Source organism: Roseovarius pelagicus (genome assembly GCF_025639885.1).
Classification (GTDB): Bacteria; Pseudomonadota; Alphaproteobacteria; order Rhodobacterales; family Rhodobacteraceae; genus Roseovarius; species Roseovarius pelagicus.
The window spans coordinates 1,211,653-1,225,166 of the sequence record NZ_CP106738.1 but is presented as its reverse complement, the minus strand read 5'-3'; the positions used below and the strand labels follow the sequence as shown (position 1 = coordinate 1,225,166).

Sequence of the window (13,514 nt, the reverse complement as noted above, 5' to 3'; positions counted from 1 at the left end):
GATCATAGCCGCACGTGCCGCCGAGGTGAATGCCAATCCGTCACAGGATCAGGCGCGGGTCTGCCCCCATGTCGAGACCGGGAAAAACCTCAGTTTCCAGCGTCGTGCGATTCAGCCCGTATAACCCGGCCAGCAGCCATCCCAGATGTGCGCGCAGATCGCGGGTCGGACGCAGATCGCGACGCTGATACAGGTCGGTCTCTGCCAGACCGGGCCAGTCGGTGATGACGCGCCCCCCTCGCACTGCCCCCCCGGCGAGCAGCATCGCACCCGCCGTGCCATGATCGGTCCCGCCAGAACCATTGAGCCGCGCAGTGCGGCCAAATTCGGTCACCGCGACGATGGTGGTGCGCTCCCAGATGGCCGCGCCCAGTTCGGCCTGCAAGGTCAGGATCGTTGTGGCAAGAGGCCCGAGCGCGCGGAGGAGGCTGCGGTCCTGACGTGAATGGGTGTCAAAGCCGCCCAGCGAAAACGCTGCGAGGCGTGTTTCGGCCCGCAATTGAGTCGCGGCGAAACGCGCGATGGTCTCCGGCTGCGCGCCCTTGCGCGCGGCGCGCACGCTTTCGCTCATTGCGTTCATCATGTCGCCGCTGGTGGCTGCGTCAGCGGTGCTGCCCAGATCTGTGGCCGATAGCGCGATGGCCTCCAGCGTGGCATCGCGAAAGAGCGGGTCGTCATGCATCACCCGTTCCAGCAGCAGTTCCGCCTGACTGCTGAGGGTGAGGGCCGCATCGGGTGCCCAATTGGCCACCGGGGCCGCCCCGCGCGTCAGCAGCATATCGGCGCGCCCGATGGCATAGGCCGTGCGGGCGTCCGCTCCCGGCAGGTGCGCCAGCGCCCGGTTGAGCCAGCCGCTGCGGCTGTGCCCGATCGCCTCCATGCCGGTGCCCGCCTCCAGCATATCCTGCCCGTCGAAATGGCTGCGCCGGTCGCGATAGGGTGTCGACACCGCATGGGCAAACCCAAGCTGCCCCTCCTGCCACAGCGGATAAAGCGGGCTGAGGCCATCATGCAGCGCGAAAAATCCATCTAGATCCTTCGCATTGGGCATTCCGGGGCGCAGCGCGGAAAAATCCGCATCGCCGCGTGGTTGCACCATATCCAGACCATCCAACCCGCCGCGCAGGATGATCACCACGAGACGGTTGTCGGACGGCGCGCTGGCCAATGTGACTGGCGTGACCAACGGATTTGCCGCAAGGCAACAGCCAAGGGCGGCGCTGCGGCCCAACATCTGTCTGCGGGTGAGGGTCATGGGCGTTGCCTCTCTTTCAAAACCGCTGAAAGGCCGGTGAGGCCAGAATGATACCAATGCCTTCGGCGCGGCTCTCGGCCGCGCGCGCGGCGAATTTGACCGGTTCGGGGGCATCGGGGCCAAGGGCAGCGATTAGGAATGTCTCGGGGCGGGGCAGGGTACGGCGCAGTTGGAACGGCGCGCTCATCGCCCATTGCAGCCGGGCCGCCAGCCGCTGTGGCGTGATCCAGTCGGCATCATCTTCGGGCCAGCCATCGGGGCCGGGCGGCGCGCCCATCGGCTGCCCCATCAGCGCCATCGGTGTCAGCAGCATGTTTTGCATGCGGCGCAGGTTGCCCAGCGGCAGGTGACGCGGCACCAGATCGAGGGCGCGCAGGGCAGAGCCGACAAAATCGACGGGTTGTTTGACATTGCGCATCTCGGGCGACCACGCGTCGGGATGGGCCAGCAGCGCCTCGATCACAGCCGCCAGGTCGCCGCCCGTTTCAGTATAGCGCGCGGTCAGGGCGCGGATCAGCGATGGCGTCGGTGCGTCAGAAACGAAATGCACCGCCAGTTTGCGCGCGATATGCGTCGCTGTGGCGGGATGGGTGGCCAGATCGTCTAATGCAGCATGGATATGGTCCAGCGTCGCGCCGGGGCCACCGTAGGAGATGCCCAGCACTGTCTCGGGCCCCGGTTCAGCCATGTCGGCACGAAAGACAAAGCCGCGCTTCATGTCAAAGGTCAGCCCGGTCAGCAGCTCTGCCATCTGGCGCACGTCTGTTTGGGTGTATGGGCCATCTGCACCCAATGTATGCAATTCCAGAAGTTCACGCGCGAGGTTCTCGTTGAGCCCTCGCTTGCCTTTGGCGGCAGGGCTGTCGGGGCCAAAGGACCTGTACTGATCCAGATAGCTCAGCATCAGCGGCTGAGTGATCACGGCGCGCAGCATGTCTGCGAAACGTCCCGCCACATGTGGGCGAATCGCCTCCTCGACATAGGGCAGGTGGGCGTAGGACCAGATCTGCCCCACGCCCCGCGCGGTAAAATGATCGGCCCAGAACGCGGTCAGCCGTTCGCGCAGCCCGTCCCGCGTCAGGGCACGACGCAGGAATGCGTGGCCGGTCCAGCGTGCGGCATCGGTGCGCAGCGTCCGGCGCAGATCCTTGTAGTGTTCTTCGGCGTCGCGCCGGGCGGCATCGGACTTGGCCTTGCGCCGGTCGCGGCGCGCGCGTTGCAGCGCGGCAAGCTGTGGCAAGCGCGCGCTGAACGGCGCAATGGGATAGGTCTGCCCCGCATCGTCCGGGCGGGTCAGCCGGGCCATCATCCCTGCGGCGGACTCCGGTGGTGTCAGACGTGGCGACAGACCGCAGCCAAAGCGTATCTCGGCCAGTTGCGGATCAAACGGCACTTTGGCACCCTCCTGCGCGCATCCTGAGCACAATATAGGGCGTACCGACGCAGAATGCACCGGCATCATTTGCTGTCAGGCGTTACATCGCCGCCCGGTTGCCCAGCCGGTCCTGCACCAGCCCGGCCAGCTGCGCCAGTCGCGCGCCGCGCGCCGGGGCGTCCCTGCGCGGTGTGGTCAGGGCCGTCGCGGCATCCAGTAGTGGCGCATCATCGGCAGCTTGTGCGACACCGCCCAGAAACTGGGCCACATAGTCGATCACTGGCCCTTCTTCGTGCAGGTCAAGCAGGTTCGACGCATGGATCATGTCATCGCGAAAGGCCAGCGGGTCGGGGCGCACGGCCTCATCACGCAGGGCGCGAGGACCACCGGGCTGTTTGTCGCGGGGCAGCGTGGCTAGGATCACCTGTTGGAAGGCCCCGATATTGAGCAGCGGTTTGGCAAGAAACCCGTCGGCACCCGCATTGATCGCCTCGACCTCGGCCCCGTCCATTCCGCTGGTTCCGATGATCGAACCGATGCGCGGCTGCGCGGTATCCAGTTCTGCAATCAGATCCAGCCCGGACCCGTCCGGCAGGCCCAGATCAATGATCACTGCAGAAGGCCGGTAAACCGACAGGTGCCGCCGAGCAGAGCGCAGACAATCGGCGCGGCGGATGCGCGCACCGCTGTGCAGGCACATCAGCCGCAGCGCGTCGCAGGCATACAGGCTGTCCTCGACCACCAGTACCGTCATGCCCAGCAGGGGGCGTGCAGCAGAGGGGCTAAGCGTTTCGGTCAAGGCGGGTAGATCATCCATGGCAGGCTCCTGTAGCGGGTGTTGAGTGGCAAGATGCCCACAGCATTGCGTATGGATGGCTAATGGCAGGTTAACGGACCCGAACGGATAGAGGCGCGGCGTGCTGACGCCTTGCCTTGGGTCGGAGCACAGCCCATAACGCCAGCCAGAATACTCTCAAGGCCCGAAAAGGAGAGCCGCCATGATCGGTCGTTTGAACCATGTTGCCATCGCTGTGCCAGACTTGGAAGCCGCTGCAGAACAGTATCGCGGCGCATTGGGCGCAACTGTCGGCGCGCCGCAGGACGAGCCGGACCACGGCGTTACGGTCATCTTTATCGAGTTGCCCAACACCAAGATAGAGTTGCTCTATCCGCTGGGCGAGGGCAGCCCGATCCAAGGGTTTCTGGATAAGAACCCGTCAGGCGGTATTCACCACATCTGCTATGAGGTGGACGATATTCTGGCGGCGCGCGACCATCTGCGATCGACCGGCGCGCGGGTGCTGGGCAGTGGCGAGCCAAAGATTGGTGCGCATGGCAAACCGGTGCTGTTCTTGCATCCCAAGGATTTCAACGGCTGCCTTGTCGAGCTGGAGCAAGTCTGATGGGGCCGGTTTCGGCCATCGTGCTGTTCGTGATGATCTGGTCGATGACCTTTCTCGTCGCGATCCCGATTCGCCTGCAAACGCAGGGCGAAGCGGGCGACGTGGTGCCGGGCACCCATCAGGGATCGCCAGAGCGCCACAACCTGAAGAAAAAGGCGCTGATCAGTACGCTTATCGCGGTGGTGATCTGGAGTGTCGTCGCGTGGATCATCATCACGGGGACAATCACGCTGGATGATATCAACCTTTACGAACGCTTCGGGCCGGGTGAATTCACACCAGCGGACTGAATCGCATGAAATAAATGGGTAAATGTCGCGGCCCCCAGAATGGGAATGACGAGGTTCACCAGAGGCAGTGTCAGCGGCATCGCCATCAATGTGCCAGCCGCCCAGATGCGCAACCGATACCGGCGCTGTAGATCGCGCGCCGCCTTGCGTCCGATCCGGCGCATCGCGGCCAGTTGGAAATACTCCCGCCCCAGCAGATAACCGTTAAGCGCCCAAAAGATAAAGAGCGCGGCGAATGGCAGAAACACATAGGCCAAGATTGCCAGCAGATTTGCCCCGATCAGCACTCCGAGGAAGTTAACCGTATCGCGCAGCCCATCCCAGAACGGTACCGGCGTTGCGGGTGGCAATGCCGGATAGTGCCGGTCCTCGACGGCCTGCGCCACTTCTTCGAGGAACATTGACGTGATTGCCGAGGCGACAGGCACCATCAGAAAGATCGACAGCAGAATCATCAGCAAAAGGCTGCTCCAGCCCAGCAGATCATTCAGCCAACGGACTTCGCCAATCAAAGGCAGCGTGCTGGTATCGCCCGCCAGCCATGCGATGAGACCCAGAAACGCGGCATAGACCACAACCAGCAGCGCAATCGTCAGCACGATCCCCAGCATGAACACACGACGGAAACGCGGGTCGTTCAACTGGCCCAATGCTTTGTAAAAGCTGGCAAAGATCATTCTGTTACCCATGTGGTGATCGCGTCGATGTCGGGGCGCGGCCGCTCTGGTGGGGTAGATGACGCAGTGCCGATATGGATCAACCCCGCGATCTCGCTCATTCTCGGCCAGTTCAAAACCATCGGTGCAGAACTTGCGGTCGTGACTGGCCCATCCACTTAGCCAGTTGGCCCCCCAGCCAGAGGCAAGCGCCGCGTTCAGCAACGCCAGACAGACGGCACCAGCCGAATAGCTCTGCTCGATTGCGGGGATTTTCTCGGACGGCTTTTGCACCTCGACCACGGCCACGGCGAGATGGGCGTCAGTGTATTGCGTCTGTGCCTTGTCGATCTCTGCTGCGTCGCGGCCCAACCGCGCGCCGCAATCGGGTACAAGCGTCGCCAACCGTAACAGCGCATTACGCTCCAGCACGACAAAACGCCACGGTTCCAGCTTGCCATGATCCGGACTGCGCGCGGCGGCGGTCAACATTGGCGTCAGTGCTGCGCGATCCGGTATCGGCAGGCCCAGCATCTTGGCCGGGCGCGATCGGCGGCTATGCAGGAAGTCGAGGGCGGACGAATTGGGATCTGGCATGGGGCGACCTTGTTTATTTGACTTGGCCTCTATGTCAGGCCGCATGGGCGCAGGGTCAAGAGGCGGGTGGGTGTCGCGATGCGACAGTCTGGGCTAAAGTCAGTGGATGAGCCTGCCTGATCTGTCCCACCTTGCCCTACCCGGCGCCCAAATCGTTGTGCGGGCAACGCCAAAGGCGGCGCGCAACCGGATCGTTCCAGATGGCGATGTGCTGCGTGTTTACGTCACGGTCGTTCCCGCAGATGGCAAGGCGAATGCAGCGATTGCCAAGTTGTTGTCCAAGGCGCTGGGCGTGCCAAAATCTCGATTGACGCTTTTGCGGGGTGAAACGGCACGCGACAAGGTGTTTTGTGTGAATGCCTGAATGGTGTGGCTAAACTAGGATTTTGGACCCGATTTCTGCAAACTATAAACCCCTTCGGGCAGGTTCAGCGCCGCCGCCAGATCGTGCATCTGACTGATGGACAACGTTATGCGCAGAGTCTGGTCGGTACGGGCATCGTATTGCTCGACGGTGATGCATTCCTCGAACGCGTTGATCACCACATCCTCGGTCAGAGGTGTGCTGCCTTCGTCCACCAGTGTGATTACGGTCGAGTCGAACTCGTGCTCTATCGAAAACATGGCGGAACCCTACGCGACTGGCGGGTGTTTGCAAGTTGCGAAGCGTATACGTGATCGCGCTGGCACTGCTTGGCACGGCTGGCTAGACTGTCCTAAAATGCCAACGACAACACCGGAAAGAAGCCCGAGGAAGAGCATGCGCAAGATCGCCCTTATTTGCCTGATGACCCTGACTGCCTGTGGGGATGTCACCACCACCAGTGCGCCACAACAGCCTGCGAAGCCAACCGCGCAGAGCGCATCACAACGACCTACGTCAGCCGCCATTTCACAGTTCAAATCTGTCGTTGCCGCGGTCGAGCCAGTGGCAGAGCGCGAATGTAACGCACGCACCAATGGCGTGAACTGCGATTTCCAGATCGTTGTCGATGACCGTCCGAACCAGCCGCCCAACGCGTTTCAGACCGTTGACAAGGCTGGTCGGCCCATTTTGGCATTCAACCTTGCCTTGATTGCCGAAGTGCGCAACCGCGATGAACTGGCGTTTGTGATGGGGCACGAGGCCGCGCACCATATCAGCGGCCATCTGGCACGCCAGCAGAATAACGCGATGGCGGGCGCGATCATCCTTGGCGGGCTTGCGGCGATCACCGGGGCCAGCTCCGGTGCCGTGCAAAGCGCCACAGACCTGGGGGCATCCGTGGGTGCGCGCAGCTATTCAAAGGATTTCGAGCTGGAGGCCGACGCGCTGGGCACAGTCATTACCAAGCGCGCAGGCTACAACCCGGTGCGCGGTGCCGAATTCTTTACCCAGATTGCCGATCCCGGCGACCGGTTCCTTGGCACGCACCCCCCCAACGCCCAGCGGATCGAAACCGTGCGTCGGGTAAATGCCAGCCTGAATTGACGCGGGGCAACGGGTATGATCCGGCAACTGACAGGCGTGATCAGCGATCGCGGCTCGAAATACGCAGTATCGGGTGCGCCCGCTGCGTCGCAGGGTGATGTGGACGCTGTCCTGAAGGATCTCAAACGCGCCAAGAAATTTGCCAAGGCGACCCATAACACCTGGGGGGTGGTGCTGGCCGATGGCAGCCCGCTAAAGGGCGATGATGGCGAGGCAGGTGCCGGTATGGTGATCCTACGCATGCTTGAGCGCGCAGAACTGCACAATCATGTGGTGATTGTCACCCGCTGGTACGGCGGCAAGCATCTGGGTGGCGATCGTTTCCGCCATGTGCAGGACTGCGTGCGCGCCTATCTGGAAGCATATTCGGTTTGACATATATCAAGGCGCTGGCCCGAAACGCTTGCTAACCTCTGGCAGGGTGCGGTCTCCGCGCCATGCGGAGGAACAAGGCCATGACAAACCCAAACACGCTGAAGCGCCACGCTGCGTTGGTGGATCGCATGTCCCAGAAGCTCGGGATTGATCTGGAAGAAGAGATGATGCGCGGTCAGATGCAGGTCGATGCGCTGGGCGATGCGGTGCTGCGCTGCACCGGTTGCGTCAATGCCGACGAGTGCGATCATTGGATGGATGTGCACGATGATGGGGCAGAACAGCCGCCCGAATATTGTCGCAATGCCGAAGTGTTTGCAGCACTCAAGGCGGGCAGACCTCTCTGAGCGGTCTAAAACGGGGCGGCGACGGCGTGGCCGATCCCGACAAAGAAACAGCCCGACGCCACCAGAACGAACCCGTGCCAGATGGCATTGGCATAGCGCAATTTTTCCCATGAATAGAACACGATGCCGACGGTATATAGCAATCCGCCCATCAGGATCAGCTGCAGGCTGAGACCGGGCAGCAATGCGGCCAGCGGCACAAAGAGCATGACACCCAGCCAGCCAAGCGCCAGATACGGCAGCCAGCCAGTGGTCATCTTGCCCCGTTGCATCCGCAGTTTGGTCCGCGCACCCAACAGCGCCAGCCCCCAGACCAGCAGGAGCAGGAAATAGCCGAATGACGTGCCCAGAAAGACGGCCAGCGGGGTAAAAGTGCCTGCGATCTTGACGTATATCGCAGCGTGATCCAATCGTCGCAACATCGGCCGCGCCGCTGTGTCGGCAAGGATGTGATAGGCCGCTGAGGCGCTCAGCATTAGTAACAAAGCCGCCGAATAAATCGTGATGGCTGTAAATAGGCCCCATTCCATCCGGTCATATGCCGAGATGAATAAAACCGTGATCCCAACCGCCGCCGCAGCGACACCCAAAACGTGAATCGCGCCATCGGCGATCCGCTCTGACCTTGAATAAGCTGGATAGGACATTCTGCTCATGCCTCCTTACCTTCACCTAGGCATAGGGAAATGGCAATGCTCGGACCGTATTGTGTTTATTTCGCGGATAATCGCCAAAGATCAGCATGATTGTACCAGTTCTCTTAAAGGTTGAATGAATGAGTTGTGCTATCGTAGGATTGCCGTTGTCCGGGTGTAGGAGGTGTTAATGGATCGTCCAGATTACCTAGTTCAAGGAGAGGCAGCGCGGCTTTTCCCGGTTTTGTCGACGACCTCGAAAGAAGGGCGGACAACATCCATTGTTCTCGCATGCATGGATAAAGTTGAAGAGTTCGGTGCGGAGTTATTGGGCTCGATTGGTCAGCGCGTTGGCAAGCGGAGTAAGTTGGGTACGTTTACGGAGATTGTTTTTAAAGATGAAAAGGACAATCTGCGTGATCGTCCGGATGGTCTAATTGTCCTCACAACAGGCAGTCGGGAGTGGCGCGCCCTCGTTGAAGCAAAAATCGGCAACGCCGAATTGTGCGCCGACCAAATTGAAAGATACCGCAGTCTAGCCAAGCAAAATGGGATCGACTGCATCATTACGCTGTCTAACCACTTTGCCACGGCGCCGACCAATCACCCACTTGAAGACGTGCGAAAGAGCCGGTCGAAAATCCCAGTCTTTCACTGGTCATGGATGTACGTTTTGACTACAGCAGATTTGCTTTTGAGTGGGGATGACGTCGCCGATATTGACCAGCAAATTCTGTTGAATGAGTTGGTGCGGTTTTTGACCCACGAAAGTGCGGGCATCAAAGGCTTTGATCGCATGCCACCCGAATGGAGTGAGCTAAATCGCCTAGTTTCTGCGGGTGGGCGCATACAAGTAAAGTCTCATGAGGCCGAAGTCGTGTTGGACGCTTGGCACCAAGAGACAAGGGATTTGTCGTTGATTCTTAGCCGTCAAACCGAAACGATGGTGTGCGAAAAACTACCACGAAAACACTTGGGTGACCCAACCGAGCGTAAGAAGGATGAAATGATATCTTTGCGCGACTCGAACCGATTAACCGCGATCCTTCAAGTGCCCAACGCAGCCTCTCCTTTGGAGATTGTGGTAGATATTGCCAGGAGAACCATTGATGTGGGGATGACTTTGCGGGCCCCTGAGGACAAAAAATCGTCAAGAGCACGCGTGAATTGGTTGCTTCGTCAGATTAAAGTCGACCCATCGGACGAGGTTCATGTACGACTGAATTGGCCGGGTAGAAGTGAGGCCACGCAATTCCCGTTGAAAGGCTTGATTGAGGACCCAACTATTTGTGAGCAAGATAAATCAGGCCTTCAGGTTTTGAGTTTTCATCTCTACATCGCGAGGCGTCTTGGCTCCAAGTTCACGCAACAGGTAAATTTTATTAAGGAACTGGAGGAGGTTGTTCCGCAATATTACCGTGAAATTGGGCAAAATTTATCTGAATGGCGCAGACCGGCACCCAAGATAAAGCCTAACCGGGATGTCGCTTCTGATGTTTCTCCCGAAGGGCTGGCAGAAGATGCTGATGATAAGAGCTTGGAAATCGAATAGGGTGAATTGTTAGCGATCTGGTTTCGCTATCGACGCAGCGCACCCCACAGATCATACTCACCGGCCTCATCCACTTCGACCTCGACAATATCGCCGACGCTTAGCCCATCGGTGCCATCGTCGATGAACAGATTGCCGTCGATTTCGGGGGCGTCCGCCTTGGTGCGGCAGGTGGCGATGCCGTCTTCGTCGATGTCATCGACAATGACTTGTTGGATGGAGCCAACCTTGGCAGCTAGTTTATCCACAGAAATAGCCTGCGCTTTTTCCATAAACCGATCCCAGCGATCTTGCTTTACATCATCGGGCACATGGTCCGGCAAAGCGTTCGAACGCGCACCGTCGACGTTTTCGTATTGAAAACACCCAACCCGGTCGAGTTGCGCCTCGTCCAACCAGTCCAGCAAGGTCTGAAACTCTGACTCGGTCTCTCCGGGATAGCCGACGATAAACGTACTGCGCAGAGTGATTTCCGGGCAAATCGAACGCCATGCGGCAATCTCTTCAAGCGTTTTGGCCGCCGCCGCAGGGCGGGCCATCCGGCGCAGGACGTCGGGGTGGGCATGCTGGAATGGAATATCAAGATAAGGCAACACCAGCCCGTCGGCCATCAAAGGGATAAGTTTGCGCACATGCGGATAGGGATAGACATAGTGCAGCCGGACCCATGCGCCCAGCGACCCCAGATCACGCGCCAGATCGGTGATATGGGCCCGGTGGCCGTTCGTCTCGGCATGTTTGATATCAACCCCGTAGGCCGAAGTATCCTGTGAAATCACCAGCAGCTCGCGCACGCCGTTTTCGACCAGCTTCTCGGCCTCGCGCAACACGGCGTGAGCAGGGCGGCTGGCCAGACGGCCGCGCATATCCGGGATGATGCAAAACTTGCACTTATGATTGCATCCCTCTGAAATCTTTAGATAAGAGTAATGGCGAGGCGTCAGGCTGACGCCGGAGGCAGGCAGCAGGTCGACAAAGGGATCGGGATCGGGCGGCACGGCGGCGTGTACGGCATCCAGCACCTGCTCATACTGGTGCGGGCCGGTCACAGCCAGCACGCGGGGATGCGCGCCGGTGATGTAATCCGGTTCCGCCCCGAGGCAGCCAGTGACGATCACCCGCCCGTTTTCATCCAGCGCCTCGCCGATGGCCTCCAGACTCTCGGCCTTGGCGCTGTCGAGGAAACCACAGGTATTGACGATCACCGCGTCCGCACCGGTATAATCGGGCGATATCGCATAGCCTTCGGCGCGCAGCCGCGTCAGGATGCGTTCCGAGTCCACCAATGCCTTTGGACAGCCGAGGCTGACCATGCCAATGGTTGGCTGACCGCTGCGGCGCGTGGCGCTGCCGGTCAACGTGGCGCGTGCCAGATCGGGACGCAGATCAGGAGGGTTTGTGCTCATCGCCGCGATATAGCGCGGGCCGGGCTGCGCGGAAAGGGGCAATGCTTGTTGACGCGGGCGCGCCGACCTACATTGATTGCAAAAGCAGTTTACGTGAGGTGCAGGTATGGGTTTTCTTTTGAAACTGATCGGGTTTGCGGTGGTTGCGGTGATGATCGCAGTCGGGGCGTTGTTTTTTCTGCCCGGAGATAAGATCGCCCGCATCGCAGCGGACCAGATCAGCGCCATGACTGGTCGCAAGGTCGAGATGAGCGGTGACACCACGATCAGTTTCTATCCGGTTCTGGGTATCAGTACCGGCACCACCACCATCGCCAATGCCGATTGGTCGAACGCCGGTCCGATGCTGCGTGCCGATAGTCTAAAGGTCGGCGTGGACCCGATTGCGCTGATTGGGGGTGACATCCGAATCACCGGACTAGAGGCCGTTGGCCCCACCATTATTCTGGAGCGTGCCCGCGATGGTCGGGTTAACTGGGAACTGGGGGTTGAGGGTGTCGCACCTTCGGGGCAGTCGGACGGCGCATCCGGCAATGCCACGTCGCGGCGGCTCGCACTGACGTTGGACCGGGCGCTGATCAGCAATGCAGCGGTCACGTTCATTGATCACGGTGCGGGGACGCGTAGCACGATGGGGGGCATGGCTCTGGATTTGCGCTGGCCCGACTACGATGGTGAGGCGACATTTGATGCGGTGTTGCGCCCCGGCCCAGAGCCAGTAGAGATTTCGGGCCGGGTAGATAAGGTCGGCACATTGATCGAAGGCGGCATTTCCGCGCTGCGTGCGACTGTGACGACCAAGGGCGGCACAGCCACCTTTGACGGGCGTGGCGGTACGGCACCACAGTTAAGTGGCCAACTGGACTTCGACCTGAAAAGCACAAGTCAGTTCATGACGTCGCTCGGGCTTGGTGGTGCCGATATCCCCGCTGGGTTTGGCCGCGCGATCAAAGGTACGACGCAGTTGACTGTGACAGAGGACCTGCGCCTGTCGATGCGTGATCTGGGTGTTTCATTGGACCAAAACCGTCTGAGCGGCGCAGCGGATATCTATCTGGGTGGTGCGCGACCACGCGTGACCGCGCAACTGGCGGCTGGTGCGCTGGACCTGAGCGCGTTGGAAAGCGGCAATGCCGATGGCGGCGGAACCGGGGGCGGTACAGCCGTCAGCGAAGGCTGGTCCAAGGCCCCGATCGACGCCAGCGCGGTCGGGCTGGCGGACGCCGAGATTTCGCTGAGCGCCAGCAGCCTTGATCTGGGCACGCTGCAATTTGGTGCAACGCGGATACTGGCGACAGTGGACCGGTCGCGCGCAGTGTTTCAATTCAAGGAGTTGCAGGGTTACTCCGGCAACATCACCGGGCAATTTGTGGTCAATAATCGCTCTGGTCTATCGGTGGGCGGCGATCTGAGCGCGGCGGGCATCGACATGGAACGTTTGCTGACTGATGCAGCGGGAATCACGCGGTTCGCCACCACGGGACGCGCCAACCTGAAATTTCTCGGCGTGGGTGGCTCGATCGACGCGATCATGCGTAGCCTCAGCGGCTCTCTCAGCCTCGCCACCGGGCGCGGAGTGATCAGCGGCTTTGATCTGGATAAGCTGATGCGCTCTGGCAATGGCACCGGCGGAACAACGGTGTTTGACGAGATGAGCGCGAAGTTTGATATCACGGATGGCAACATGCGCGGGGATGACCTGAAAATGTCGATGCCGCTGGCATCGGCAACCGGGCGGGGGCGCATTGGTCTCGGCGCGCAGGATATCGACTATGTCTTTACCCCGGTCCTGCTGGAAGGCAGCAACAGCAAGGGATTTGCGATTCCGGTTAAGATACGCGGCCCTTGGGCGAACCCGAAAATCTGGCCTGACATCGAGGACGCGATTGACCTCAACTTCAAAGAAGAAAAAGAGAAACTGGAAAAAGAGGTCAAGCAGGAGGTCGAGAAAGAGGTCAACAAGCTGGTCGAGAAAGAACTAGGCGTGAAAGTCGAAGAGGGCGAATCAGTTGAAGACGCGATCAAAAAAGAGGTCGAAAAAGAGGTGATGAAGGAGTTGTTCAAACTCTTCGATTAGTGAATGCGCCGCTGCCTCTTGCTCGAGGATCGCCATCAGACGACGGCAAGCCAGATCAAGAGGGCAGATTGCGGC

At 60.1% G+C, this 13,514-nt stretch carries 15 protein-coding genes and 1 pseudogene; 8 read left to right on the top strand and 8 right to left on the bottom strand.

Features of this window, described 5'->3' with window-relative positions; translation table 11 throughout:
• Positions 1–40: 40 nt before the first annotated feature.
• From N7U68_RS06990 to N7U68_RS06980, 3 genes are all read right to left on the bottom strand, one after another.
• Complete coding sequence (locus tag N7U68_RS06990; protein WP_263048681.1) at positions 41–1,255, bottom strand: DUF1501 domain-containing protein; 1,215 nt, start codon at positions 1,253–1,255, stop codon at positions 41–43.
• A 16-nt stretch (positions 1,256–1,271) separates the two neighbouring features.
• On the bottom strand, positions 1,272–2,648 hold the full coding sequence (locus N7U68_RS06985; protein WP_263048680.1) for a DUF1800 domain-containing protein: 1,377 nt from the start codon (positions 2,646–2,648) through the stop codon (positions 1,272–1,274).
• A gap of 82 nt (positions 2,649–2,730) precedes the next feature.
• Entirely contained in the window at positions 2,731–3,447 is a 717-nt protein-coding gene (locus tag N7U68_RS06980) for a response regulator (protein ID WP_263048679.1), read from the bottom strand.
• A 181-nt stretch (positions 3,448–3,628) separates the two neighbouring features.
• Between N7U68_RS06980 and mce the strand changes: the two genes are divergently transcribed.
• Together mce and N7U68_RS06970 are read left to right on the top strand one after the other, a co-directional pair.
• Entirely contained in the window at positions 3,629–4,033 is a 405-nt protein-coding gene (gene mce, locus N7U68_RS06975; protein WP_263048678.1) for a methylmalonyl-CoA epimerase, read from the top strand.
• A complete protein-coding gene (locus N7U68_RS06970; RefSeq protein WP_263048677.1) occupies positions 4,033–4,323 on the top strand; it encodes a DUF1467 family protein in 291 nt (96 codons plus the stop codon). The genes mce and N7U68_RS06970 overlap by 1 nt, the downstream gene beginning before the upstream one ends.
• Here the strand turns inward: N7U68_RS06970 and N7U68_RS06965 are convergent.
• Both N7U68_RS06965 and N7U68_RS06960 read right to left on the bottom strand, forming a co-directional pair.
• The gene (locus tag N7U68_RS06965) at positions 4,281–5,000 is read right to left on the bottom strand and encodes an EI24 domain-containing protein (protein WP_263049125.1); all 720 of its coding nucleotides are present in this window, start codon (positions 4,998–5,000) and stop codon (positions 4,281–4,283) included. The genes N7U68_RS06970 and N7U68_RS06965 overlap by 43 nt on opposite strands.
• A pseudogene (locus tag N7U68_RS06960) lies at positions 4,997–5,576 on the bottom strand (nitroreductase family protein). The gene N7U68_RS06965 and the pseudogene N7U68_RS06960 overlap by 4 nt, the downstream one beginning before the upstream one ends.
• Before the next feature lie 106 nt (positions 5,577–5,682).
• On the opposite strand from N7U68_RS06960, the gene N7U68_RS06955 reads away from it, so the two are divergent.
• Positions 5,683–5,940 carry a DUF167 domain-containing protein gene (locus N7U68_RS06955; protein WP_165196990.1) on the top strand — a complete coding sequence of 86 codons (258 nt, stop codon included), beginning with the start codon at positions 5,683–5,685 and terminating at the stop codon, positions 5,938–5,940.
• Between the two features lie 14 nt (positions 5,941–5,954).
• Here the strand turns inward: N7U68_RS06955 and N7U68_RS06950 are convergent, their stop codons facing one another.
• On the bottom strand, positions 5,955–6,200 hold the full coding sequence (locus N7U68_RS06950; RefSeq protein WP_263048676.1) for a DUF8831 family protein: 246 nt from the start codon (positions 6,198–6,200) through the stop codon (positions 5,955–5,957).
• 136 nt (positions 6,201–6,336) lie between these two features.
• Here N7U68_RS06950 and N7U68_RS06945 point away from each other — a divergent pair, with 136 nt between their 5' ends.
• The 3 genes from N7U68_RS06945 (at position 6,337) to N7U68_RS06935 (ending at position 7,769) form a co-directional block, all read left to right on the top strand.
• Positions 6,337–7,047, top strand: coding sequence for a M48 family metallopeptidase (locus N7U68_RS06945; RefSeq protein ID WP_263048675.1), 711 nt, complete (start codon positions 6,337–6,339; stop codon positions 7,045–7,047).
• Positions 7,048–7,065: 18 nt separating this feature from the next.
• The gene (locus N7U68_RS06940) at positions 7,066–7,422 is read left to right on the top strand and encodes a YigZ family protein (protein WP_263049124.1); all 357 of its coding nucleotides are present in this window, start codon (positions 7,066–7,068) and stop codon (positions 7,420–7,422) included.
• A gap of 80 nt (positions 7,423–7,502) precedes the next feature.
• Complete coding sequence (locus N7U68_RS06935) at positions 7,503–7,769, top strand: DUF6455 family protein (RefSeq protein ID WP_263048674.1); 267 nt, start codon at positions 7,503–7,505, stop codon at positions 7,767–7,769.
• 5 nt (positions 7,770–7,774) lie between these two features.
• Here N7U68_RS06935 and trhA read toward each other — a convergent pair whose 3' ends face one another.
• A complete protein-coding gene (gene trhA / locus N7U68_RS06930; RefSeq protein ID WP_308446173.1) occupies positions 7,775–8,416 on the bottom strand; it encodes a PAQR family membrane homeostasis protein TrhA in 642 nt (213 codons plus the stop codon).
• 178 nt (positions 8,417–8,594) lie between these two features.
• Here trhA and N7U68_RS06925 point away from each other — a divergent pair, with 178 nt between their 5' ends.
• A complete protein-coding gene (locus N7U68_RS06925) occupies positions 8,595–9,956 on the top strand; it encodes a hypothetical protein (protein ID WP_263048673.1) in 1,362 nt (453 codons plus the stop codon).
• A gap of 26 nt (positions 9,957–9,982) precedes the next feature.
• On the opposite strand, the gene rimO is transcribed toward N7U68_RS06925, so the two are convergent.
• Entirely contained in the window at positions 9,983–11,362 is a 1,380-nt protein-coding gene (gene rimO, locus N7U68_RS06920) for a 30S ribosomal protein S12 methylthiotransferase RimO (protein ID WP_263048672.1), read from the bottom strand.
• A gap of 106 nt (positions 11,363–11,468) precedes the next feature.
• On the opposite strand from rimO, the gene N7U68_RS06915 reads away from it, so the two are divergent.
• The gene (locus tag N7U68_RS06915) at positions 11,469–13,439 is read left to right on the top strand and encodes an AsmA family protein (protein ID WP_263048671.1); all 1,971 of its coding nucleotides are present in this window, start codon (positions 11,469–11,471) and stop codon (positions 13,437–13,439) included.
• Positions 13,440–13,514 lie beyond the last annotated feature (75 nt).

Bases quoted from the DNA above. Each gene is read 5' to 3' on its own strand.
- N7U68_RS06990 (WP_263048681.1), bottom strand. From the start codon at position 1,255: ATGACCCTCACCCGCAGACAGATGTTGGGCCGCAGCGCCGCCCTTGGC.
- N7U68_RS06980 (WP_263048679.1), bottom strand. From the start codon at position 3,447: ATGGATGATCTACCCGCCTTGACCGAAACGCTTAGCCCCTCTGCTGCA.
- mce (WP_263048678.1), top strand. From the start codon at position 3,629: ATGATCGGTCGTTTGAACCATGTTGCCATCGCTGTGCCAGACTTGGAA.
- N7U68_RS06970 (WP_263048677.1), top strand. From the start codon at position 4,033: ATGGGGCCGGTTTCGGCCATCGTGCTGTTCGTGATGATCTGGTCGATG.
- N7U68_RS06965 (WP_263049125.1), bottom strand. From the start codon at position 5,000: ATGATCTTTGCCAGCTTTTACAAAGCATTGGGCCAGTTGAACGACCCG.
- N7U68_RS06955 (WP_165196990.1), top strand. From the start codon at position 5,683: ATGAGCCTGCCTGATCTGTCCCACCTTGCCCTACCCGGCGCCCAAATC.
- N7U68_RS06950 (WP_263048676.1), bottom strand. From the start codon at position 6,200: ATGTTTTCGATAGAGCACGAGTTCGACTCGACCGTAATCACACTGGTG.
- N7U68_RS06945 (WP_263048675.1), top strand. From the start codon at position 6,337: ATGCGCAAGATCGCCCTTATTTGCCTGATGACCCTGACTGCCTGTGGG.
- N7U68_RS06935 (WP_263048674.1), top strand. From the start codon at position 7,503: ATGACAAACCCAAACACGCTGAAGCGCCACGCTGCGTTGGTGGATCGC.
- trhA (WP_308446173.1), bottom strand. From the start codon at position 8,416: ATGTCCTATCCAGCTTATTCAAGGTCAGAGCGGATCGCCGATGGCGCG.
- N7U68_RS06925 (WP_263048673.1), top strand. From the start codon at position 8,595: ATGGATCGTCCAGATTACCTAGTTCAAGGAGAGGCAGCGCGGCTTTTC.
- rimO (WP_263048672.1), bottom strand. From the start codon at position 11,362: ATGAGCACAAACCCTCCTGATCTGCGTCCCGATCTGGCACGCGCCACG.
- N7U68_RS06915 (WP_263048671.1), top strand. From the start codon at position 11,469: ATGGGTTTTCTTTTGAAACTGATCGGGTTTGCGGTGGTTGCGGTGATG.